A 23,543-nucleotide genomic window follows, 5' to 3' on the forward strand; every position below is an offset into this window, starting at 1 on the left:
TTGATCAACCCTTGTTATTCTTTGATATTTGGGTTTTATAATAGGTTTCAGATAAATTATATCGAGATTGAATAACTATATATAAAAGTTCATAAGGATAATATAGCGATTCGGGATATTTCATTAAAAATGCATATTGAAACAAGGTAATTTTGAATCATCAATTACAAAACGACGCGTTATGAAAAGTCCTATTCTTTTTTGCCTTAGTATTTTTTTATCATTCTATCATCTCAATGCACAGGATACCATCAGTTTATCTGATTATAGTTTTGAGGTGACAGCTCTTACTGATGAAAAATTCATCTCTTTTAATCAAAAACAACTAGACAATAGTCAGTTTATTATGATAGGAGAACAACATGGCATCAAAGAAGTAGGAGAATTAACCAATGCTATTTATGATATATCACAACCTTTTGGCTATAAAACATTATGTATTGAGACTGACGCTATCGCCGCAGAAAAAATAGAAAAAATGGCTGCTTCTGGAAATCCTATTGAACAAGCAAAGAGTATTCATAAAGACTTTCCGTTTTCAATACCATTTTATAATAATGAAGATGATTATACATTGTTTACTAATGTGACCTCAAAAAAAGGAGCTATTTGGGGAATAGATCAAACTTTTATGGTTCAGTTTCGACTCAATTTTGATTATATAATAAATACGACTAGCAATACACTTCTAAAAAATAAACTAATAGTTTTAAAACAAGAGGCTGATCTATCCTATACCCAAGCCATTGAAAAAAAGGATTTTACTGCTCCTTACATTTTTAAGTATAACGAATCCTTACATAGAGAGCTATTAACATTAACTACTGATCCAAAGGAACTTGAAATCCTAAACCAACTCTGGAAAACCAAAGAGATTTATACCTATAACCACACTAAAGAATATTATAAAAACAATAATACTCGCGGGCAATTGATGAAACGTAATTTTATGCGTTATTATAATGAAGCAAATAAAGCAGAAGCTATCCCCAAGGTTATCTTTAAACTTGGAGCTAATCACGCAGCAAAAGGACTAACTCGAACTAATATCTATGACATTTCAAATATGGTTAGCGAAATTGCAGCCACCAATAACAAAAATTCTGTTCATTACCTCGTTATGGGGATCACAGGGAAAGCTGCAACCGGAAATCCTTTTATTCCGCATCCAGTAATTCCTTTTGATAATACTAAGAAATTTCCAGACGAAATAAAAGAAGTATTACCTACTATTACCCAAAAGTATTATGTGCTGGATCTGGTATCATTAAGAAAGCATGGATATGGTAAAAAATTCTCACAAGATTTTAAAAATGTAATTTTTGGCTATGATGTTCTGGTATTAGTTAGTAATTGCGAACCGTTTAAAGGGTTTTAATCTAAATTCTTTAGTTTATTAAAAACACAGAGCTTTTTATAGTTTATTGATTTGTTGGTTTAGTGAGATAAAATACCTTTATATATCTTTGTGCCTTATAAAAGCTATTCCACCAGATTTTGCATCCAAGAAACATTCATAATTCATTATATGATTTTAAGGCTTTAATTGCTTCACATCCTGAACTGAGCAATTATATAATTGTCAATTCATATAAAAACCAAAGTATTGACTATTCTAATCCCGATGCAGTATTACATCTTAATAAGGCGATTCTAAAACATCATTATCATCTTTCTGATTGGAATATCCCTAAGGATTATTTATGTCCGCCAATTCCAGGTAGAGCAGATTATATTCATCATATTGCTGATTTACTACAGGAGAATGAAACAAAAGAAAAGATACGCGGATTAGATATTGGAGTAGGTGCCAATTGCATCTACCCTATTTTAGGAACGCAAATCTATAATTGGAAAATGGTGGGTGCAGATATTAACACCATTGCTGTAGAAAGTGCAAAAAAGAACATATTAGCTACTCCAAAGCTATCAGACACTTTAGAGATCAGACACCAAAAAGATCCTTCCCACATTTTTGAAGGGATCATCAAACCGGGAGAATATTATGATTTTAGCATCTGTAACCCTCCATTTCATCCTTCAAAGGAAGCCGCAACAAAAGGAACTTTACGAAAAATTAAAAATCTAAATAACCAATCTGACCGACTTAATTTTGGTGGCCAGGCAAATGAGTTATGGTGTAATGGCGGAGAAGCTCTATTCGTTAAAAGAATGATCAAACAAAGTACTTCTTTTAAAACACAAGTTGGATGGTTTACGAGTTTAATATCAAAAAAAGAAAATCTGCCCAAATTATATAAACAACTCAATAAACTAAATGCTATTCATAAAACAATAGAAATGGAACAAGGCAATAAACGAAGTCGATTTATCGCCTGGAAGTTTTAATTGATTTGTTTTTTTAGAATTTTTTTTAGCTTTTTTTAACAATTTTATGGGATAATTCCCCCTAGAATACACTGGTTTACACATCATTAAACTGTATTTCAACGTTTTATACGGTTTTTATTTTGAAATTCTACGGTTTTTCCATACTTTAGTCATCCCTTAAATCTAAAATTGATAACCTATGCAAAAAACTACTTTGGAGGAGCAGTTTAATGCCCAAAACTTAACAGGAAAATACCAAAATATCTGGGACAGAGGTATCCACCTCAAAACGATTAATGATGGCAATCGTGATTTTTACTACAGCGTTTTTTATGTAGACTTTTTATTCGCAGAAGTCGTCTATAATAAAATTAATGATGAAATCATTATGATTAAGAGTTTTACAGATATCAAGAAGCTATTATTCTATTTACAAGAAGACTTTTCGTAAATACTATTTAATACTAGATAACCAACAACGGTAGTAAGGAAATGTGGGATTATTTTTTACCATTATAATAGCCCCCGTTTACCCCATTCTTTACTACCTGTTTTTTCTGTACCATATATTTAGGATTAAACCTGTAATTACAAGAAACGTTCCTACAAGACTCAGAAAAGGATACCTATCTCCAAACAAAAACACTCCTGATATCATAGTAAAAATTACTTCTACATATTTGAGTGATACAATCTTGTTTGTTGCTTGCGACTGAAAAGCTTTGGTCATAAATAATTGCCCAAAATACCCAAACACTCCTAAACTAAGTAATAATGCCCATTCCAGGCCTTTTGGTGTAGTCCAGTTAAAAATAGAAAGCACTCCTCCTACCACTACAGCAATCCACATAAAATAATTAACCACTACAACAGGATGATCACGTTTTCCTATTTTATTAATTATAATATACACCAAACCACTAAATACCGCTGAAGATAACACCAACGCCAGACCTAAAGTCTCTATATTAGTATCAAAACCTTTAATCAATAATACACCTCCAAAAGCCATTAAGAAAAACAACCACTGCAATGGCCTCACTTTTTCTTTTAACAAAAACACCGCAAAGATAGTTGCAAAAATTGGTGCAATATATCGTAATGATACTGCAGAACCAATGGGTAAGTATTCAACAGATGTGAAGAATAGTCCCATAGAAGTTACTCCTACAAATCCCCTTAATACTAATAACTTTCTTTGATTCCCTAAAACAGAAATATTATTCAATAGAAGATAACTCATTGTAAAAACAAGTGAACCTATAGCTCTGAAAAACACCAGTTGTCCTCCTCCAAAATTTGATAGTTCTTTTACCAATAAATTCATTGCAGTAAAACTAACTGCACTGAGCAACATATAATAAATGGCTTTTTTCATGTGCCTTTTGGGATGTCTGGGGTTGTAAGTTTTACAAACTCATTCTAAATGCTTTCTGTAATTTACTTGCTTGTTCTTTTGGGATTCCCGCTTTTTCGGCATACCTATGCCAATTAGAGATTACCTCTTTTATTTTTTGTATAGCTTCCTTTCGATTTTTATAACTTATTTTCTCTCCTACTTTAAGTAAATCTTTCATAGTAAATTCATCTCGTTTACCATTTGCAGACATTTGATGTAAACTAGTCCATATACCTGAAGGATTATATGAATACGTAATATCATAGGCTGGAGAAAGTTTCCAAACTCCTGCTTTATTCATTAAAAAGGAAATATTTTTGGTATGATCATCTTGATTACGAGCGATAATATTAAATAGCATTCTTTTATACAGCTGTATAGCATCTGTATGTGGTAATCTAAGCTGACGCATAACCTCAAAAGCATTTTCATATGAATATGCTCCAGGAGATTTATAATCAAAATGTGCTAATGAACATAAGGTTTGCATATGTACTTTCTCATGATTACCGATGCGATCAAAGCGTCTTGTCATGAAATGCCCTCTTCCATTTTCTTCAAAGAGGCGTGATTTTTCCATTTCAATTCCAGCATCTATAGCCATCAAGTAATAGGCATATTCTATCCTACCATATCCTTGAGGGTCGCCGAGCGATGCTTCCTGAACACCATCAAACTTAAAGATATAGTACTCAAATCCTTCTGGAGCAACGGTTTGTCCAGAACGAATCTCATTGGTATCAGCATTATAAGCAATAATCGCCTTTGCTCTTTGTCCTCCAGCAGAAGTTCCTACCTTAATCAATTCATTAAGGTGTTCTGTTTCTGAAAGGTTAAGCTCAAGCTTTTCTCGTGTATTCAATACTTTTTCGGCTAATTGTGCCAATTGATCTACCTCAAGTTGTGTGGTACCAGGCTCTCCAACATCCTTTGCTGGCTGAAACTCTAAAGCTCCCATTCCTCTTGAACCAATATAGCACAAACGATCCAAAGGAGTAAACTCTGATTTTGGGATATCATTAAGAATCAACCATTGATCAATTAATCGATTTCCAAAATCATCTGGCAACACATCAGATAACATCCCTGGTAAACCTCGATATGTATTTTCATTAAGATTTGGGAAACTATAGATTTTTCTTGCTGCATTTTGAATAGGCATATGAACCGGTGAAACGTCTAAACCCTTTTTTAGAAACTCTGGGAAAAATTCAAAAGATCCAAAATTTCTATTTTTATCCCAGATTAGGGCTCCTAGCTCCTCATTCCATAAGGTAATCTTTATTACATCTACCATAGCGGATCTTGTTTTTTAGATCTGGAACTACCAGAAGCTCTTGTTCTCTCTTTTCCTTTAAGTTTTAGTAATGCTATTGGACTAATGCCCGGATCCGGAAAAAAGGAATCTAATGCATCTAACTCTCCAAATGCTCTAACAATTTGTATAAATGTCAACAGTGTGGTTGTCTTCCCTGATTCAAAATTCTTAATCGTTTGCACATGAACACCTGCCCTCTTAGAGAGTTCCTCTTGCGTTATATTAAGATTAAGACGTTTCTGTTTTACCCTTTGCGTTAGTTCTGATAAAATTTGTTCGTCTGAAAGATTATTTAAACTCATATCATTTAGCGTATATCGTATAATTTAATATACGATAGATATTTAATATTATTACAATGTATATATAATTATACTTTGTAAAACAAAGATAGTAATAAAACACATAAAGTATACAAAAATATACCTTAAAATACATTAAATACTCACAAAGTATATTTTAATATACATTAATTATAACATTTAATTTTATAATATTTATAAGAACATACATTATCATCTTTAGAATTTACGTTATATTCTTACGGGTTTTAAAACCTTTGGTACAATAAATGGGAATAGTAAATTATAATTTATTAATTTAGTTATCCCTAATCCCCATATTCATGAAAAAGCTGTTACCTACGCTACTGCTTTTTTTAGCACAGTTTATCTACGGTCAGACCTATTCCATAAAGGATTCTGTTCAAAACTCTCCTGTATCTTACGCTACTATTTCTTTTGGTAACGGAAATGGTTCCTTTGCTGATGCTGATGGTCAATTTAAGTTTTCTAAGAAATGGTATCCAGATATAGATTCATTATACATTTCGGCAATTGGATATAAAGAACTGGCAGTAAGCGTCAATAATTTATCAAAAAACATACAACTACTTCAAGACGTATCTGAGCTCAAAGAGGTTTTGATTACTGCAGAAAGAAAACGAAAATATAAAACTAAAAAACGACCTTCTACAATTCATGATAATTATTTTAAATGTTGGTTACCAACCGTAGAATCTGAAATTGCTGTTTTCTTTACTAGAGACCCCGATAAGTCAACAAAAATTGCTTCTGTCTATTTGCCAGTAAAAATGGAAAACTCTAACAGAAATTCAACAAGAAAACAATCTTTTTCGACCCTTTTTAAAATGCAGTTTTACAGCAACAATAAAGGTACTCCAGGAAAACGATTATCTTATGATGACATTATCTTTAATATCACAAACAAGGACAAATCTAATTTTGAATTGGATATTTCTGAATACAAGGTATATATTCCAAAGGAAGGTATTTTTGTTTCAATCCAGGTACTAGGGTATGCTGATAAGCAAGGGAAATTGCAACAAACAAAAAAATATAGCGAAATAGAAACTCGTAAAGGAATTGTCAAAGTTTCAACTACATTCAGACCTTTACTTCCTTTTACTGACAAAATCAAAAATTACCTCACTTTTACTCGTAGAATCTTTTTTAAGAATAGAACATGGCAGCGGTTTGACAATGAATATAGTGAGAACAATACACTTATTCAAAGTAATCATACTAATTACGGAATGGGATTAAAATTACACTTATATGATGATGATTAGAAGTTGTTACGCTACCTTAATCCAAAAATGACCTTCTTTCGTTATATTGAACGGCTGCTTCAAGTCCTTTTTTGTATGCCGTCTTATTCTCTGTATAATCAACAGCATCAGAAATATTTAGAAAATTATGCTGAGGCCCTAATTTATCTGTAAAACCAGATCTTTTTAAAAAATCTCTTACAGGTCCAATAGTACCAGAAATAATAAGTTGCACCTTACAGTCTTCAAGGTATTGATGAATATCCTCAAGCACATGAATTCCTGAACTGTCAATATCGTGTATATTCGTTGTATCTAATATTAGAAATTTAGGTAACGAATCTCTCTTTGAAAGGTATTCTAAAATCGCATCTTTAAAGTAACTCGTATTTCCAAAATACAATTGATCATCAAATCGTATGATAAGGTATGTTTCTGACTTTAAAGCATCAGGAAATCTATTAATATTACGATAATAGCGAGTTCCAGGAATATTAACCAACTCTGCCACATGAGGACGAGAACTATAATATTGAAGAAAAATAAAAGAAAGTATAACTCCTATAAAAATACCTTTTTCTACTCCAAAAATTAAAGTTCCTATAAATGTAATAAGCATTACTAGAAAATCTCTTCTTCGTAACGTAAGTAAATATTTTGCCTCATTGATATTGATTAATCCAAAAACAGAAATTAAAATAATAGCTGCAAGAACAGATTTAGGGACATAGTAAAAAAATGAAGTTAGAAAAAGTAAAGAAATCACAACCATTACTACGGTAATAATTGATGATACGGTAGTCTTTCCTCCTGCTTCATCATTAATCGCAGAACGACTATAACTTCCTGAAGAAGGAATTGATAGAAAAAACGCGCCAATTACTTTTGCAATACCCAAAGCAAATAATTCTTGATTAGGGCGCACTACGTGGTCCCTATTTTTCATTTCCAAAGATTTAGCAATACCTATACTTCCTACATAACCTATAAATGTCACCGTTAATACTGATGGTATTAAAGCAATCATAGTATCATAATCCATTTGAGGTATGTTAAAAGATGGTAAACCACTAGGCACATCTTCAATAACTGCAACTCCTCTATCCTTTAATTTCAACAGATATGTTGCTAACGTAGTAATTACTAACACAAAAAGAGCTCCCGGAAATGAACGCTTCCATCTTTTTAGAATTACCATAGTTAGAATTGCAAACAAACACATCCCAAAAGTAATCCAATGCACTTCTGATATATGAGTGATTGTATACCATAATGTTTGATATAAATGTTTAAAATCCGGAATATGAATTCCTAAAGCTTCTTTGAATTGAGATACAATAATAATGATGGCTGCGGCAGAAATAAAACCTGAAATCACAGGTTGTGAGATAAGATTTACCAAAAAGCCCATTCTCATTGCACTTAAAGCAATTTGTAATACTCCAATCAAAAAACCTGAAAACAATACAAGTGTTGTAAACTCTTCAGTAAACGGGGTTGCTAGCTGGCTCACCCCACTCATTACCAGTATTGCAGTTACTGCAACAGGACCAATACTAAGTTGCCTGGATGTACCAAAAAAAGCATACAGAATTAAAGGGATTAAACAAGCATACAAACCATAAATGGGTGGCACACCCATTAGTAATGCATATGCTATTGCTTGCGGAATAAGTACTACTCCAACCGTGATTCCTGCGATAGCATCAGATCCGAATAAAGAAGCATTATACCCTTTAAGAGATTGCAGAATAGGAACTATTTTATGTAATGTTTTAACAGTACTTGGTTTTTGGTTGATATGGTAAATCTACGATAGTTTGATTGTTTATACCAAATGAGATTCATATAAACTTTTGTTTTCTTTATTTTTGGAACTCATACTATAAAATGAACGAAACATTACTTCTCATTCTTCTTGCGTGTATTGGCTTTATAGCTGGTGTTATTAACACCATTGCAGGTGGTGGATCTTTACTTACATTACCTATGTTAATATTTATGGGACTCCCTCCTGCCATTGCTAATGGAACTAATAGGATTGGAATCTTTATCCAAAGTATTACTTCAGTTGCTGGTTTCAAGAGTAAAGGGATCTCTCCATCTTCCTTAAGTATATACCTGGGTATATCTGCATTGATTGGTTCATTGATTGGAGCGCAAATAGCTATTGATATCAAAGGAGATACCTTTAATAAAATCCTGGCAGTTGTAATGATTACCGTAGTTATATTTATGGTTTTTAAACCCAAAGTAAAACTTGAAGATGTAACTGAACGAATGAGTGGAAAATATCGTTGGTTATCAATACTAGCATTTTTCTTTATCGGCATCTACGGAGGGTTTATACAAGCTGGAGTTGGAATATTCATATTATTAGCATTAACCTCAATTAACAGATTAGGATTAGTTCAATCCAATGCAATAAAAGTATTAGTTGTTTTTATCTATACCATAGGAGCTTTGGCTATATTTATCTATAATAATCAAATCGATTATTTATATGGCCTCATATTAGCTTCCGGTAATGCTGCTGGCGGTTGGATAGCGAGTAGATGGTCTGTAAAAAAAGGAGATGGTATTGTAAAAATATTCCTGGTTATTATGGTTGTTGCGATGGCTATTAAATTATGGATAGATAGTTAATCTTACATTAAAATCTTTTGGAGATTCTCTTCTTTTTATACCTTGTTTTCTCCATTCATCTTTGTGAAATGTTTTTACTAAGTATGAATTCACTAACTAAAACTACTAAAAATGAAATTTCACGTTATATTACTCCTTGCATTAAGCTTGTGTATTCTTAGTTGTAAAACGGAAAAAAAAGACAGTAATACTCCTTCAAACAGTTCTGCCGAAGATATTCAAACCAGTGCTGTAACTCAGAAAGTATCTACACTAACTATTCTCCCCATAGAACACGCTTCATTAGTTCTGGAATGGAATGATATAACAATCTACATAGATCCAGCAGGAAAAGTAAAGCGTTACGGTTCTGAAGCACCTGATTTGGTTTTAATCACAGATATCCATGGAGACCATATGAATATTGAAACTCTGGATAGTCTAAACCTTTCTACATCCAAAATTATTACCCCAGCTGCTGTTGCAGAAAAACTTCCTGCAGAATACACCAACCAACTGGTAATTATGAATAATGGAGAAACCCAGGAAGTCAAAGGAATAAAGATTGAAGCGGTCCCAATGTATAATTTACGAGAAGAAGCTTTAAAGTTTCATAAAAAAGGACGTGGAAACGGGTATGTAATTACTTTAGGGGATGAACGATTTTATTTCTCTGGTGATACGGAGGATATTCCAGAAATGAGAAATCTTAAAAATATTGATAGAGCCTTTGTATGTATGAATTTACCTTGGACAATGACTGTAGAAAACGCTGCAGACGCTGTTCTGGAGTTTAAACCTAAAATTGTATATCCATATCATTATCGTGGAAAAGAAAAATATAGCGATGTTGCAAAATTTAAAGAGATTGTAAACACCAATGATCCAAATATTAAAGTAGAACAATTGCATTGGTATCCTGAAAAAGGAAAATAGAGAACTTAGTTTTTACATCAGGTTATGAATACAATTCATTTTCTATTTGACTTATAAATTCTAGTGTTTCTCTTTCTATCTCTTTTGTAAGTGTTTCTAAATTATTGAAATCAGGATTATCTATCAAAACATGTTCAAGGATAGAGATATGTTGTTTTATATCATCTGTTAGACGGTACTTAGCAAAAGAAGTATCTTTAAATATCTTCCAATATTTTGCCTGTATCTGTTTGTTATATCCAGCCAACCACGCTTCAAACCTTATTTCATTATGATTAAAGATTATAGCGACTTTTAATTTTTTATTCTTTAATGCATTAGATGTTATAGAAAAATATGAAATATCCATAACACCCTGGTATACATTATTAGAGATATTATAATCAAGATATTGGGTTGCAAAATGAGTTTTTAATTCTCTCATATACGTCATTAACCTTGTATATGCTTCTTTTATATCCCCTTTTTCTAGTTGTTTTTGATATATTTCTATATATTCATTAAAGGATTTCATATTTAGTATATTTATAATGGTATTTATTTAATGTTGTTCAGAATTCTTATTGTTTTCTAGTTTATTAGTTGTTTGAATTCCTTTTATAAAACTATCTAAAAACAGTGAGTTATGTGTTTCATCATCATATCTTACTACGGATACTTCAAAGTTTTTTATTTTCTTTAGTTCTTCTATCAATGTTTCTATTTTATTTCTATGAAAAACCGGGACAGGTTGGTATGTAATATGGAGTTTTACATTTTTCTTATTATGTTTTTTTTCTTTTAATCGAGTTATCACCTCTCCATCACTAAACCATATTGAAGGATCATACATATGAATAACATCAAAAGGATGGTCTAATGATAGCAAATAACCCCCAAAATAGCCTCCGTAAGAATGCCCGACCAAAGTTTCATGTTCATTAGTACTATACCTTTTATTAACATCAGGTATCAATTCTTTAAGTAAATAAGAATAAAACTTATATCCTCCTCCAGAATTAGAATCATTATACCAGGTAGCATCAACTGTATCTCCATCATATTCGATCCTCGATTGACTAAAAGTAAGGTCTATTCCTCTTTTCTTTTCCCATTCTACATGAGGAATACCAACTACAATTGATTTATTTATTTTATTATTTCCTCCCATATCAAACGTAATGTTTCGAATCAAACCAAATCTCCATTCTGCATCAAAAACATAAATTACAGGGTAGTTTAAAGAATCTTTATAATCAATAGGTAAGCTAACCCAATATTCTCTTTGCTCTCCTAATTCTTTAGAGTCAATAATATGCATATCTATAGGGGATACGCAAAAATTATCTTGGGCATTAATTTTAAAGAATAAGAATAGGGAAATGATTAAAAATATAGTGTTTTTCATTATTTAAAAGCAGTTTATTTTATTGAATAGTCCTTTATTTTCTTGTAATATACTATCGAGTCATTTCCATCTCATATAAATCAAGCCCTTCTCCCCAGTAATCTTTCTTAGTTTTTGTAATAACAAACCCAAATTTTTCAAAAAATCTATAAACCAATTGTGATGTTGTTACCACAAACTTTTCTACTCTATCATCTTCAGATAGCAGTTCTAAACAACGTTTTACAGATTGCTTACCTAATCCTTTCCCTGAATATTCGGGATCAAAAAAGATCCAGGTGATTCTTCCCGAATTATCATTTTTATTTACATAATATCCGGTTCCTCCAACAATCTTATTATCAACCTCTATCGTTAAATAGGTTTCTTTTTTTTGATCTAAGTATGTTATAAAATCATGAACCTCTTTTACATCAAAATATTTAGGAGTATTAAGTTTAAAAATTTCTACTAACTGATCTTTATCTGAGATTTTATAAGCTCTAATCATTATTAAGGTTTTACATTAGAAATTACGTATTATATAAAATAAAGTTGATTATTTAGTCATTACATCAGCAACGTTTGTACATTTTATTCAATATTACAACTTCTAATTCTTAATATAAAGACAAGCAATGACATTTATAATAACAGAATGATTTTCTGTGAAAACGAAAAAATGAGCTTATAAAAGGAATAAAAAGCACAAAAAACAAACACTTATAGATTAATAATCTGTTTTTAGCAACATAAATAGAAAATTAATCCTTAGTACTTAATTTTGCTTTAAATTAGAAAAGATAATGAAACTACACAATATAGAGCAACAACAGTTAGAGCAATTATACAATACTATTAAAAATACAACTCATAGTTTTTTAGGGTATCCGGTTTCAAAAGATTTTGATTATTCAGAATTGATGCCTTTTCTTCAATTCCCCCTAAACAATTTGGGAGATCCTTTTAGCGAATCCACATATCGTGTAGATTCAAGAAGCATGGAACGTGAAGTTGTCAATTTCTTTGCAAATTTATTCAGAGCACATCAAGATAATATATGGGGATATGTTACTAATGGTGGTTCTGAAGGGAATTTATATGGATTATATGTAGCACGAGAATTGTACCCTAAAGGAATGGTATATTTTTCTGAAGCTACTCATTATAGCATTCAAAAAAATGTAACATTACTTAATATAGATTATGTTATTGTCAAATCACAAGCCAATGGCGAGATGGATTATGATGATCTTAAAGAAGCTATTGGATACCAACGACACAGGCCTGCGATCATAGTGGCTAACATTGGTACCACAATGACAGAGGCCAAAGACGATACAAAGAAAATAAAATCAATACTAGAAAATATGGCGGTAGAAAAAAGCTATATTCATGCAGATGCAGCTCTGGCAGGAGGTTTTGCACCATTTATAACACCACGTCCTCGTTTTGATTTTCAGGATGGCATAGATAGTATTTCGATTAGTGGTCATAAATTTATAGGGTCTCCGATGCCATCTGGAGTAGTAATTGTAAAAAAAGATAACAGAGATCGAATTGCCAGAAGAATTGCATACATCGGTAGTTCTGATGCCACTATAACAGGCTCTAGGAATGGGCATACTCCTCTATTCTTATGGTATGCCATTAAAAAATTAGGAATTGAAGGGTTTAAAAAACGTACAGAACATAGTTTAGCAGTAGCTTCTTATACAGAAAGTAGATTAAAAAACCTGGGCATTAATGCCTGGAGAAACCCTAATGCTATTACTATAGTTTTTCCAGCACCAAACCCAGAGATTATAGATAAATGGCAATTAGCAACAGAAAAAGGACAATCTCATATCATATGTATGCCAAATGTTTCTTATGAACAGATTGACAAATTTATCGAGGATATGGAGCTAGAAATGTGTGCTGTTTAGTTAACCATAATATTTCGGTTTAAGAAATAACATTTACAATCAAGTATAATTCATTCTTATACTAGTCTTTATAAGCACTTCAATGCTCAAGAAAAACCAATAGCAATAATAGTATTTCTAAATAAAAGTGTGTATTCTTGAACCCGCTCAGTAAATAAATATTTATAATGACAAGACATAGACATTTTATGATCTATAAACCTTATAGATACTTAAGTCAATTTGTCAATAATGGTCAGAAACAAGGCTCAAAAAGGTTATTAGGACAATTATATGATTTTCCTGATAGAACTATGGCAATTGGCAGGTTAGATGAAAAATCCGAAGGATTACTACTTCTTACTACCGATGGAAAAATAAGCAATGAAATTTGTAGTGGTAATGTTGAAAAGGAATATTATGCACAACTAGACGGAATTATAACACAAGATGCTATTAAAAGCTTAGCTCAAGGTATAGAAATTGGTTTTGAAGGAAAAAAATACATTACCAAACCCTGTGCGGTAAAAGTTCTGGAAACACTACCAAATTTTCCAGAAAGAGAGCGTAAAATACGAGATGATAGACATGGACCAACTAGTTGGGTTTCTATTACTCTTAAGGAAGGTAAGTTTAGACAAGTACGAAAAATGACTTCTGCCGTTGGTTTTCCCACATTGCGACTGGTAAGAGTAAGAGTAGGAAATATTCATCTTAACAAAATGCAAATAGGAGAAGTTATAGAACTGAATGAAATCTTATATTAATAACAAATTTAATAACAGAGGTACAAAAAGAAATGCCCTGTGATCATAGTTGAAAATCACAAGGCATATAATAGTTAATTAGCCAAAATTTAATTTTTCTTTTTGATAGATTTTTTCTTACTTCTATTAGCTTTTTTAACAGTCGAAACCTTTTTCTCGGTTTCATTATTATTTTTTAAATTTTCTCCCTCGGTCTTTACTCCTTCATCTTTTTGAGATATCGCACTGTTTTTTTTAGGATCTTTTAACTGTGTTAACTCTACTCCTTTTTTTATGTTGTTTTTAGTGTTATTTTTTGTTAGTATAACTGCTTTACTATTTTTTTCATCCTTCGCAGTTACTTTTTTGGGTTTTTCTATCTTTTTATTTTCATCGGTTTTAGCGGTTTCATCTTGTCCAAAACCTATAACGGTATACCCAAAAATAAATGCAATTAATAAAAACTTCTTTGTAATCATGATTCAGTTTTTAATGTTATATGTGTAAATGACAATTCTTTTACGAAAAGATTTAACTCTCTCGAGATTACTTTTCAAAAGATAAGGAGGGGTAATTACGTTTCTATAAAGTTATAAAAAAAATGTTAAAACAACCTAAAAGAATTCAAAATTGCCGTTTTTACAATAAATAAAACTGGTATCAACTATTTAAAAGAGTCTGAAATTTTTCAAGATATTCGCCTACATGATACCCATCCATTAACCCATGATGCACATTAATAGCAATGGGAAGGTTTATTTTTCCTAGATGGTCTTTAGCATATCTACCAAAAGAAATCTTAGGAACACTATCTTTAAACTGAAAATGTCTAGCGTGTGTAATACCGGTAAAGTTATACCAAGGGATTGAAGAAAAATGTACAGTATCTATCCTTTTAGTATTTTCTGTATGTCGAAGGCCTTTGCTGTTTTTAACCTCTTTTATTTCTTTTTGTGCTTTATCCTGAAATACTTTAAAATCGGCTTCAAACTCTAAAAAAGAAAAACCAAAAGTATGATCCTCTCTTCCTATAGTTGGAGAAGCATGAATTTTATCATATACATATATCTTATCACCCTCTACTCTATATCTAAAAGCTTCGATAGCATTTGCAGCAACAAGGGATTTATGTAAATAGTATAAAAAATAAGGGTATCCTAAATCCTTTATTTTTTGATATCCAATAGTAAAATCTACAGTAGTGGTAATTCCAAAGAATGGTTCGTCAAAAGATCCGAAAAATTCAAAATGTTCTTTTCTATTCCAATTATCAAGATCTAGTTCTTTTCTCATCACAAAATTTGTAATAATTCACTTGCTTTAGAAAAACTTCTAAAATTAGGATGTTCAACATCCCCATTCACAACCTCGTGAGCCCAAGTTGTATGAAAAGGAATGTGAAATGCATGTGCTCCAATATTCAAAACTGGTAAAACATCCGATTTTAAAGAATTTCCTATCATTAAAAACTCTTCTACTTTTATATCAAGATGATTTACCAATTTTTGATATTGTTTTTCTGTCTTATCTGATACAATTTCTATATGATGAAAGTATTTCTCTAAGCCAGATTTAATCAATTTTCTTTCTTGATCCAGGAGATCACCTTTGGTAGCCATAACGAGTCTGTATTTTTTTGATAACTCCCGTAATGTTTCATCAATACCGTCAATTAACTCAATAGGTTCATCAAGCATCTCTTTTCCCTTATCAATTAATTGCTGCACCAATTCTATTTTCATATTTCCATTAGAAACTTTGATGGCTGCTTCGATAAGCGATAGCGTAAAAGGCTTGATACCATAACCATACAACGGTAGGTTTTGCATCTCTACTTCAAAAAGCAATTTATTAGCTTCTTCTTTAGGCATATAATCTTCTAAAAGCTCGCAAAACTCTTCTTCGGCTTTTCTAAAAAAAGTTTCATTAACCCAAAGTGTGTCATCTGCATCAAAAGCAATAGCTTTAATTTTTGAAAGTGGCATTGATTTTTTAGTATTTCTCTATAAGATTAGTATTAACTCACTGAGCATTATAGGCATTCAAAAACAGTAATTTATTTACCAAGTAATTAACGAACTAGCTTTTTATACTTGATACGTTTTGGCATAAGATCTCCTCCTAATCGTTTCTTTTTGTTTTCTTCATAATCAGAAAAACTACCTTCAAAGAAATATACCTGAGAATCTCCTTCAAATGCTAAAATATGTGTACAAATACGATCTAAAAACCAACGGTCGTGAGATATAACAACGGCACATCCAGCAAAATTTTCGAGTCCTTCTTCCAAAGCTCTTAAGGTATTAACATCAAGATCATTAGTAGGCTCATCCAAAAGAAGAACATTACCTTCTTCTTTTAATGTCATTGCCAGGTGTAAACGATTTCGTTCTCCTCCTGATAATGCAGAAACTTTCTTGTTTTGTTCACTACCACTAAAATTAAAACGACTTAGATATGCTCTGGAATTGACTTGACGTCCTCCCATCATAACAAGATCTTGTTCATCACTAAAGTTTTGCCAAATTGTCTTTTCTGGGTCAATATTACTATGACTTTGATCAACATAAGCAATTTTTGCAGTCTCACCTACTGTAAAAGAACCTTTATCAGGTTGTTCCTCGCCCATAATCATTTTAAAAATGGTCGTTTTTCCCGCTCCATTTGGACCAATGATTCCAACAATTCCTGCTTGTGGTAATTTAAAGTTTAAATCTTCATATAATAATTTATCGTCAAATGCTTTACTAACACCATTTGTCTCTATAACATTGACACCTAATCTTGGACCATTAGGAATATAAATCTCAAGTTTTTCATCAACTTGCTTTTGATCCTGGCTCATTAATTTATCGTAATTACTCAAACGAGCTTTTTGTTTTGCTTGTCGGCCTTTAGGAGCCATTTTCACCCATTCGAGCTCTCTTTCTAATGTTTTTTGACGTTTAGAAGCTTGTTTTTGTTCTTGAGCCAATCGCTTAGCTTTTTGATCTAACCAAGAAGAATAGTTACCTTTCCAAGGTATTCCTTCTCCTCTATCTAATTCTAATATCCAACCAGCTACATTATCAAGAAAGTAACGGTCGTGTGTAACAGCTATTACCGTTCCCTTATATTGTTGTAAATGATGCTCTAGCCAATGAACGGATTCTGCATCTAAGTGGTTGGTAGGCTCATCTAATAAAAGGACATCTGGTTCTTGTAAAAGTAAACGACAAAGCGCTACTCTCCTACGTTCACCTCCAGATAATACACTTATCTTTTTATCAGGTTCTGGTGTTCGAAGCGCATCCATAGCTATTTCAAGCTTAGTGTCTAGCTCCCAAGCATTAGTCGCATCAATATGATCTTGTAAATTTGCTTGTTTATCCATGAGTTCCTGCATTTTATCAGGATTCTCATAAACTTCAGGCAAGCCAAACATATCATTGATCTTATTATACTCATCAAGTATTGCTACTGTTTCTGCTACACCTTCTTTAACAATTTCTAAAACTGTTTTATCGGGATCTAATTGTGGTTCTTGTTCTAGATATCCAACAGAATACTCTGAAGAAAAAACAACATCTCCCTGGTAGTTTTTATCAACTCCAGCAATGATCTTTAACAATGTAGATTTACCTGATCCGTTAAGTCCTAGAATACCAATTTTTGCACCGTAGAAAAAACTTAGATATATATTTTTAAGAACAGGAGTATTTGCGGTTTTAAACGTTTTTGTTACTCCCGACATCGAAAAGATTACTTTCTTATCATCTGCCATAAGCCCATTAATAATTTATTGATTAGTTATTATTTGTGTTTCTGAAAAGTTTTATACCCTTCCTTTTAAAGCATTAAAAACCCAGGCGATAGCAAAAAAGCCAACACCAACAGCTGCAAAACCATATCCAGATACATCTCTGTATCTAAATGCTCCTAAAGCTATCAATGCTAATCCCATTATAATCATAATGAAGGTGGCCCAAGCCAATACCGTATTTTTATTCATTCCCATAAAGTGTCATTTAGTTCGGTTTTTCAAAAATTTAATCAAAACCGAGTACAAATATCGGTATTTTATCGTCAAAATATATGTTTTTATAGAGTTCTTAAGAACCTTAAATAGTTTATATGTTGTTTACCAGCATTTTAAAGATCACGTTTTATTAAAAAACGGATATTTGAACAACAAATATCCGTCTAATTAAGTCATTAATTATTATTAATTGGATGGTCCGTTATCAACATTAGATTCTAAAACGGATTCAATCGAATTAGGCAAGTTTTCAAACAAATCATACCCGGTAAGATTTTCGATAGTATTTACCGATGTTCTGAATTGACTCCAATCAGTACTAATACCCTGGTCATTAGGTACATTTACAGCAATCATTCTTGTTGAAGTAGTGACTCTATTTATATCATTCGTTCCGTTAGGTAATATAATTGCTACTTTCCAGAAAGAATCTGGTACCGTTATATTTCCTCCGTCTATAGTAGATGTAAAGCCATTGCTTCCTGTACCTCCACTCCCAATTACTCCTGCTACAATATGAACCTCGTTACCATCTAAAATCAATGATCGTAAATAATTTTCAAAATTCGCCCAGGTTCTCCTGTTATTATCTGGTGCTTGTGGAGCGATATTAGACATATAAAAGGTATTCTCGTTAGAGTCTGCACTACCATTTCTATCGGCAGAAGGACAAAGATGACCTCTATCAAAACCAGAACCTGTATAATCACCAGAGGTAGGTCTGTAAAAACTACTTGGTAGCTCAGTATCCCTTTTAAAACAGTTACAACGAGGTGTATTACCCGTCCAGGCAGTACTCAAATGCCAGCTTACCCAATTAGCAGTTCCTTTACTATTATTATATGATAATGTAAAATCTGGTTTAGATAAAAAATAATTATTTGAACTAGATCCAGCATCAGATGGATTACCGAAAGTTAAATTACTGTCTTGCGAAGCAGATCCTCCACCTCCAGTAGCAGTAGTAATTTCAAAATTATCAATATTTATTCTATTTGATCCTCCAGAAATCTTCTGTACCCCATACCTTACACTACTGGTTTCGTTTACATTAAATGTTACCGTATTTAGAGTGGTTGAACTAGTTGTTATGGTTGAACCCACATAAAACCAAGAAGCTCCATCATCATAAGAAGCAATTAATCTCCAGGTAGAGTTTCCATTATTTCCATACTTAGCATGGCGGATGCTGACTGTTTCTGCGCCATTATCCATATTAAAAGACATAGTCGCATATCCAGTATTACGAATACGTACAGATTTGGAGCCAAACTTTCTGTCATTTGATAATGTTCCTAAAAGTGCATCACTTAAATACCAAGTACCTGAGGAAAGACTAACACTTGCTGCTGCATAACTACCTTTGGTACCCGATTCATACGTTTCTGTAAAACCATCTATTCTCTTACCTGAATGATTATGTTCGTGTGGTCCTTGGTTATCGTAAAAAAAAGTTTCTGTTTTTAGTTCGCCTGCAATTTTTAACGGAATTGCTTCAACCGGGGAATAAATTTCTTGATCATCTGTATTACAAGAAGTAATAATTAGCACTGTAAAACTTATAAAAACTGAGTGAATTAGATTAGAGTATTTCATAATTGAGTAAAGTTGATTGTTAATTGTTTTATAATTTAGTACTCAATGTAACCCTAAAGTCAGCATGCTATTGTTAATTTTTAACCAATAAAATGTTAGTAAAATGTTATTAATCAGATAATTACAAGTATAATAATTTTACATCTACCTCTCTTTGAGTCAGGCTTGATAAAATGATGTCCTGCAATTCATAAAATGAGTCTTTTTTGTATTTTCGTGCAAACAATACACACAAATGGATATAAACTTCAATAAGAACGAAGATCACAATAAACTTTTATTATCAGAACTGCGTCAAAAACTGGCAAAAGTAAAACTTGGCGGAGGAGAAAAAAGAATAGAAAAACACCACGCAAAGGGTAAAATGACTGCTCGCGAACGAATCGAATATGTCTTAGATAAGAATGCAAAATGCATAGAGATTGGAGCTTTTGCTGGAGAAGATATGTACGAAGATCATGGAGGATGTCCCAGTGGTGGAGTTGTTATAGTTATTGGATACATAAGCGGTAAACAATGTATCGTTGTTGCTAATGATGCTACTGTAAAGGCAGGAGCTTGGTTTCCTATTACCGGTAAAAAGAATCTAAGAGCGCAAGAAATAGCCATAGAAAACAAGTTACCTATCATATACCTTGTGGATAGTGCTGGTGTATATTTACCTATGCAAGACGAAATTTTTCCGGATAAAGAACATTTTGGAAGAATATTTAGAAATAATGCTATAATGAGCAGCATGGGAATTACTCAAATTTCTGCAGTAATGGGAAGCTGTGTTGCAGGAGGAGCATATCTGCCAATTATGAGTGATGAAGCATTAATTGTAGATAAAACAGGAAGTATATTTCTTGCTGGTAGTTACCTGGTGAAAGCCGCAATTGGCGAAAGTATCGATAATGAAACTTTGGGTGGAGCAACTACTCATTGCGAAATTTCTGGGGTTACTGATTATAAATCAAAAGATGATGCAGATGCTCTCGATACAATTAAAAATATAATGTCTAAGATCGGAGATTTTGAACAAGCCGGTTATAACAGAATTAAGCCGGTAAAGCCAAAACTTGATCCAGAAGAAATATTTGGTATCCTTCCTAAAGCCAGAAACGAGCAATACGATATGATGGAAATCATTAAACGTATGGTTGATGATTCAGATTTTGAAGAATACAAAGCAGGATATGGGCAAACCATTATTACAGGGTATGCTCGCATTGATGGATGGGCTGTAGGGATTGTAGCCAATCAACGAAAGATCGTAAAAACCAAAAAAGGTGAAATGCAGTTTGGAGGTGTAATTTATTCAGATTCTGCAGATAAAGCTACTCGTTTTATAGCCAATTGTAATCAAAAGAAAATACCATTAGTCTTTTTACAGGATGTAACTGGATTTATGGTAGGTAGTAAAAGTGAACACGGTGGTATTATTAAGGATGGAGCCAAAATGGTAAACGCCGTAAGTAACAGTGTTGTGCCTAAGTTTACAGTTGTAATTGGAAATTCTTATGGCGCAGGAAACTATGCTATGTGTGGTAAAGCTTATGATCCAAGGTTAATCTGTGCCTGGCCAAGTGCAGAACTGGCTGTAATGGGTGGTGCACAAGCGGCTAAAGTTTTATTACAAATAGAAACAGCTTCTATGAAAAAGAAAAATCAAGAACTTTCTGAAGAAGATGAAAAAGCCTTATTTAATAAAATAAAAGCCAGATACGATAAACAAATTTCTCCTTATTATGCGGCAGCAAGAATTTGGACAGATGGAGTTATTAATCCGTTAGATACCAGAACATGGATATCTATGGGTATAGAAGCAGCAAACCACGCTCCTATCGAAAAGAAATTTAACCTAGGTGTTATCCAGGTGTAATTCATTATAAATGAAAAAAATCTATTTGGCCTTAGTGTGCGTATTTATAAATACGCCTATTTATATATACGCACAAGAAAACCTACAAGAAACAACACAAGTTGAGCAAGATTTAAAACGCTCAAAAGAACTTATTCAAAAGAACCTAGATAGTTCATTGTACTATTCTGATAGTGCATTACAATTGTCCAAACGGCTTGCAAATGATACGCTTATCGCAAAATCCTATTTGCAAAAGAGTAGCGCTCTTATTTATAAGAAAAAATTTTCTGATGCTGACTCTTTACTTCAAAATAACTTAAGTAAAAAGCTTCCTGTACATATCGAAGGGCAAACCTTGCATAATTTGGCAACCATACAATATTATAAGCAAGACTTTAAAAAAGCACTGGATATTTATCTAAAAGCTGCCAAAGTTCTTGAAAAAGCAAGAAACTCTAAACAACTTGTAAACACTTATGCAAATATTGGGTCAATTAACGCATCTCTTAAAAATTTTGATAATGCCCGTATTTATTTAGAAAGAGCTCTGCCATTAAGTGATTTTAATGAAATACTAAGACTTCAAATATTAGTAAATCTTTGTAACATTTACTTTGAACAAAAATTATTTAAACAATATAAAAACAACATTTTTGAAGCAGAAAAGCTAGCCATAAAATATAAGGCCAAAAATGCTTTATCTGTAATCTATACAAATTTGTCTATTTATTTTGCTGTAGAAGGTGCTGATTATGATCGTGCAATTACTTATGGAGAAAAGGCTATTCTGTTAAAAAAAGAATTGAATTTTATTCAAACTCTTGACGTAACCTATAATAATCTGGGGCATTCTTATTTAAAGAAAAAGGAATATAGAAAAGCTATTACTTACCTAGATAGTGCCTTACCTACCTCACAAGGAATGCTTAAATCCTATGTTTATAATAACTTAAAAGAATCGTATCTAGGTCTCAACAATTACAAAAAAGCTTTATCCTATGCAGAATTAAAGGATCAGGTTAAAGATTCAATAAATGATAAAAAGCAAAAAGAGCAAGTTGCAGAATTAACTGAAAAATTTGAATCAGAAAAGAAGCAGCAACAAATTGACATTCTTGATACTGAAAACAAATTACAACAGCTTACTATTAATCAACAAAACTATCTTTTACTGATTATTTCAGCCTTTGTTATTCTTATAATAGTTATCAGCTATTTTGGATTTAAAAGTTATAAAACTAAACAAAAATTAAATACAGTTTTACTTCAACAGAAATTAAGAAAGACTCAACTTAATCCTCATTTTTTGTTTAATGCACTCCAGAGTATCCAAAACTTTATTTATCAAAACGAGAAAGAAAAATCCGCTTCTTATCTAGCTAGTTATTCAAAGTTAATACGACTTGTTTTAGAAAAATCTGATGATCATTTTATTAATGTGGCAGAAGATAAATTGGCATTAGAATCTTATCTAAACCTTCAACAGCTTAATCACAATAATTCTTTTTCGTATACAATTGATGTTCAAGATGATATTGATGAAGATTTTGAAATGCTTCCCACGCTTATTACGCAACCTTTTGTAGAAAATGCAGTATTGCACGGACTCAAAGGAATTACAGGTGGTACGATTATAATTAAATATTATAAAGAAAATACATCGTTATGCGTATCTATTAGTGATAATGGAAAAGGGTTTGAAATAAAAAATCAGGAATCCAAAACACTTCACAAATCAATGAGTATGAATATCATAGAAGAACAACTTAAAAATCTAAATAAAACATCTGGAGGTTTTCAAGGAGATATTTCTATTCATTCCTCTTCTTCTGGAACAAAAATTGTTTTACGCTTCACAGATACTCCCAAATAAAGAGTAGTATAT

At 32.1% G+C, this 23,543-nt stretch carries 24 protein-coding genes; 11 read left to right on the forward strand and 13 right to left on the reverse strand.

Annotated elements, in window-relative coordinates; translation table 11 throughout:
* Window positions 1-181 precede the first annotated feature (181 nt).
* The 3 genes from U0D62_RS11145 (at window position 182) to U0D62_RS11155 (ending at window position 2,782) form a co-directional block, all read left to right on the forward strand.
* Window positions 182-1,378, forward strand: a complete 1,197-nt coding sequence (locus tag U0D62_RS11145; RefSeq protein WP_322287362.1) for a hypothetical protein — start codon at window positions 182-184, stop codon at window positions 1,376-1,378.
* Between the two features lie 119 nt (window positions 1,379-1,497).
* A complete protein-coding gene (gene rlmF / locus U0D62_RS11150) occupies window positions 1,498-2,349 on the forward strand; it encodes a 23S rRNA (adenine(1618)-N(6))-methyltransferase RlmF (RefSeq protein WP_322287363.1) in 852 nt (283 codons plus the stop codon).
* 181 nt (window positions 2,350-2,530) lie between these two features.
* Window positions 2,531-2,782 (forward strand): hypothetical protein, encoded by a 252-nt coding sequence (locus U0D62_RS11155; protein WP_322287364.1) that lies wholly within the window; start codon window positions 2,531-2,533, stop codon window positions 2,780-2,782.
* Between the two features lie 93 nt (window positions 2,783-2,875).
* Here the strand turns inward: U0D62_RS11155 and U0D62_RS11160 are convergent, their stop codons facing one another.
* The 3 genes from U0D62_RS11160 to U0D62_RS11170 are packed head-to-tail and all read right to left on the reverse strand — an operon-like array spanning window position 2,876 to window position 5,350.
* Window positions 2,876-3,709, reverse strand: coding sequence for a DMT family transporter (locus tag U0D62_RS11160; RefSeq protein ID WP_322287365.1), 834 nt, complete (start codon window positions 3,707-3,709; stop codon window positions 2,876-2,878).
* Window positions 3,710-3,740: 31 nt separating this feature from the next.
* Entirely contained in the window at window positions 3,741-5,027 is a 1,287-nt protein-coding gene (locus U0D62_RS11165) for a type II toxin-antitoxin system HipA family toxin (RefSeq protein ID WP_322287366.1), read from the reverse strand.
* Window positions 5,021-5,350, reverse strand: coding sequence for a helix-turn-helix transcriptional regulator (locus U0D62_RS11170; protein WP_322287367.1), 330 nt, complete (start codon window positions 5,348-5,350; stop codon window positions 5,021-5,023). The genes U0D62_RS11165 and U0D62_RS11170 overlap by 7 nt, the downstream gene beginning before the upstream one ends.
* Before the next feature lie 323 nt (window positions 5,351-5,673).
* On the opposite strand from U0D62_RS11170, the gene U0D62_RS11175 reads away from it, so the two are divergent.
* Window positions 5,674-6,639: a peptidase associated/transthyretin-like domain-containing protein gene (locus U0D62_RS11175; RefSeq protein WP_322287368.1), complete on the forward strand. Its 966-nt coding sequence runs from the start codon at window positions 5,674-5,676 to the stop codon at window positions 6,637-6,639.
* Window positions 6,640-6,655: 16 nt separating this feature from the next.
* On the opposite strand, the gene U0D62_RS11180 is transcribed toward U0D62_RS11175, so the two are convergent.
* Window positions 6,656-8,320 (reverse strand): SulP family inorganic anion transporter, encoded by a 1,665-nt coding sequence (locus U0D62_RS11180; RefSeq protein WP_322287607.1) that lies wholly within the window; start codon window positions 8,318-8,320, stop codon window positions 6,656-6,658.
* Here U0D62_RS11180 and U0D62_RS11185 point away from each other — a divergent pair.
* The 3 genes from U0D62_RS11185 (at window position 8,244) to U0D62_RS11195 (ending at window position 10,179) form a co-directional block, all read left to right on the forward strand.
* The gene (locus U0D62_RS11185) at window positions 8,244-8,426 is read left to right on the forward strand and encodes a hypothetical protein (protein ID WP_322287369.1); all 183 of its coding nucleotides are present in this window, start codon (window positions 8,244-8,246) and stop codon (window positions 8,424-8,426) included. The genes U0D62_RS11180 and U0D62_RS11185 overlap by 77 nt on opposite strands.
* Window positions 8,427-8,508: 82 nt before the next feature.
* A complete protein-coding gene (locus tag U0D62_RS11190) occupies window positions 8,509-9,264 on the forward strand; it encodes a sulfite exporter TauE/SafE family protein (RefSeq protein ID WP_322287370.1) in 756 nt (251 codons plus the stop codon).
* Between the two features lie 111 nt (window positions 9,265-9,375).
* Window positions 9,376-10,179 (forward strand): MBL fold metallo-hydrolase, encoded by an 804-nt coding sequence (locus tag U0D62_RS11195; protein ID WP_322287371.1) that lies wholly within the window; start codon window positions 9,376-9,378, stop codon window positions 10,177-10,179.
* 22 nt (window positions 10,180-10,201) lie between these two features.
* Here the strand turns inward: U0D62_RS11195 and U0D62_RS11200 are convergent, their stop codons facing one another.
* Genes U0D62_RS11200 through U0D62_RS11210 form a run of 3 tightly spaced genes read right to left on the reverse strand, consistent with a single transcriptional unit; the run spans window position 10,202 to window position 12,056 of the window.
* Window positions 10,202-10,693: a DUF7000 family protein gene (locus tag U0D62_RS11200; protein WP_322287372.1), complete on the reverse strand. Its 492-nt coding sequence runs from the start codon at window positions 10,691-10,693 to the stop codon at window positions 10,202-10,204.
* A gap of 27 nt (window positions 10,694-10,720) precedes the next feature.
* On the reverse strand, window positions 10,721-11,566 hold the full coding sequence (locus U0D62_RS11205) for an alpha/beta hydrolase (protein ID WP_322287373.1): 846 nt from the start codon (window positions 11,564-11,566) through the stop codon (window positions 10,721-10,723).
* A 52-nt stretch (window positions 11,567-11,618) separates the two neighbouring features.
* Window positions 11,619-12,056: a GNAT family N-acetyltransferase gene (locus U0D62_RS11210; RefSeq protein ID WP_322287374.1), complete on the reverse strand. Its 438-nt coding sequence runs from the start codon at window positions 12,054-12,056 to the stop codon at window positions 11,619-11,621.
* 295 nt (window positions 12,057-12,351) lie between these two features.
* On the opposite strand from U0D62_RS11210, the gene U0D62_RS11215 reads away from it, so the two are divergent.
* Both U0D62_RS11215 and U0D62_RS11220 read left to right on the forward strand, forming a co-directional pair.
* A complete protein-coding gene (locus U0D62_RS11215) occupies window positions 12,352-13,473 on the forward strand; it encodes a histidine decarboxylase (RefSeq protein ID WP_322287375.1) in 1,122 nt (373 codons plus the stop codon).
* Between the two features lie 167 nt (window positions 13,474-13,640).
* A complete protein-coding gene (locus U0D62_RS11220; RefSeq protein WP_322287376.1) occupies window positions 13,641-14,219 on the forward strand; it encodes a pseudouridine synthase in 579 nt (192 codons plus the stop codon).
* Between the two features lie 89 nt (window positions 14,220-14,308).
* On the opposite strand, the gene U0D62_RS11225 is transcribed toward U0D62_RS11220, so the two are convergent.
* From U0D62_RS11225 to U0D62_RS11250, 6 genes are all read right to left on the reverse strand, one after another.
* Window positions 14,309-14,677, reverse strand: a complete 369-nt coding sequence (locus U0D62_RS11225) for a hypothetical protein (RefSeq protein ID WP_322287377.1) — start codon at window positions 14,675-14,677, stop codon at window positions 14,309-14,311.
* 181 nt (window positions 14,678-14,858) lie between these two features.
* Window positions 14,859-15,491 carry a chloramphenicol acetyltransferase gene (locus U0D62_RS11230; protein WP_322287378.1) on the reverse strand — a complete coding sequence of 211 codons (633 nt, stop codon included), beginning with the start codon at window positions 15,489-15,491 and terminating at the stop codon, window positions 14,859-14,861.
* On the reverse strand, window positions 15,491-16,183 hold the full coding sequence (locus tag U0D62_RS11235; RefSeq protein WP_322287379.1) for an HAD family hydrolase: 693 nt from the start codon (window positions 16,181-16,183) through the stop codon (window positions 15,491-15,493). Before U0D62_RS11235 ends, U0D62_RS11230 begins: the two co-directional genes overlap by 1 nt.
* Window positions 16,184-16,269: 86 nt before the next feature.
* Window positions 16,270-17,961 (reverse strand): energy-dependent translational throttle protein EttA, encoded by a 1,692-nt coding sequence (ettA, locus tag U0D62_RS11240; protein WP_322287380.1) that lies wholly within the window; start codon window positions 17,959-17,961, stop codon window positions 16,270-16,272.
* Between the two features lie 51 nt (window positions 17,962-18,012).
* Complete coding sequence (locus U0D62_RS11245) at window positions 18,013-18,195, reverse strand: CAL67264 family membrane protein (RefSeq protein WP_322287381.1); 183 nt, start codon at window positions 18,193-18,195, stop codon at window positions 18,013-18,015.
* A gap of 207 nt (window positions 18,196-18,402) precedes the next feature.
* Entirely contained in the window at window positions 18,403-19,812 is a 1,410-nt protein-coding gene (locus U0D62_RS11250; RefSeq protein WP_322287382.1) for a DNA/RNA non-specific endonuclease, read from the reverse strand.
* A 235-nt stretch (window positions 19,813-20,047) separates the two neighbouring features.
* Between U0D62_RS11250 and U0D62_RS11255 the strand changes: the two genes are divergently transcribed.
* Together U0D62_RS11255 and U0D62_RS11260 are read left to right on the forward strand one after the other, a co-directional pair.
* Window positions 20,048-21,676: an acyl-CoA carboxylase subunit beta gene (locus U0D62_RS11255; RefSeq protein ID WP_322287383.1), complete on the forward strand. Its 1,629-nt coding sequence runs from the start codon at window positions 20,048-20,050 to the stop codon at window positions 21,674-21,676.
* Window positions 21,677-21,686: 10 nt separating this feature from the next.
* Complete coding sequence (locus U0D62_RS11260; protein ID WP_322287384.1) at window positions 21,687-23,531, forward strand: tetratricopeptide repeat-containing sensor histidine kinase; 1,845 nt, start codon at window positions 21,687-21,689, stop codon at window positions 23,529-23,531.
* Window positions 23,532-23,543: the final 12 nt, after the last annotated feature.

The sequence above is a fragment of the Aquimarina callyspongiae genome (assembly GCF_034322225.1).
In the GTDB taxonomy this organism is placed as follows: Bacteria; Bacteroidota; Bacteroidia; order Flavobacteriales; family Flavobacteriaceae; genus Aquimarina.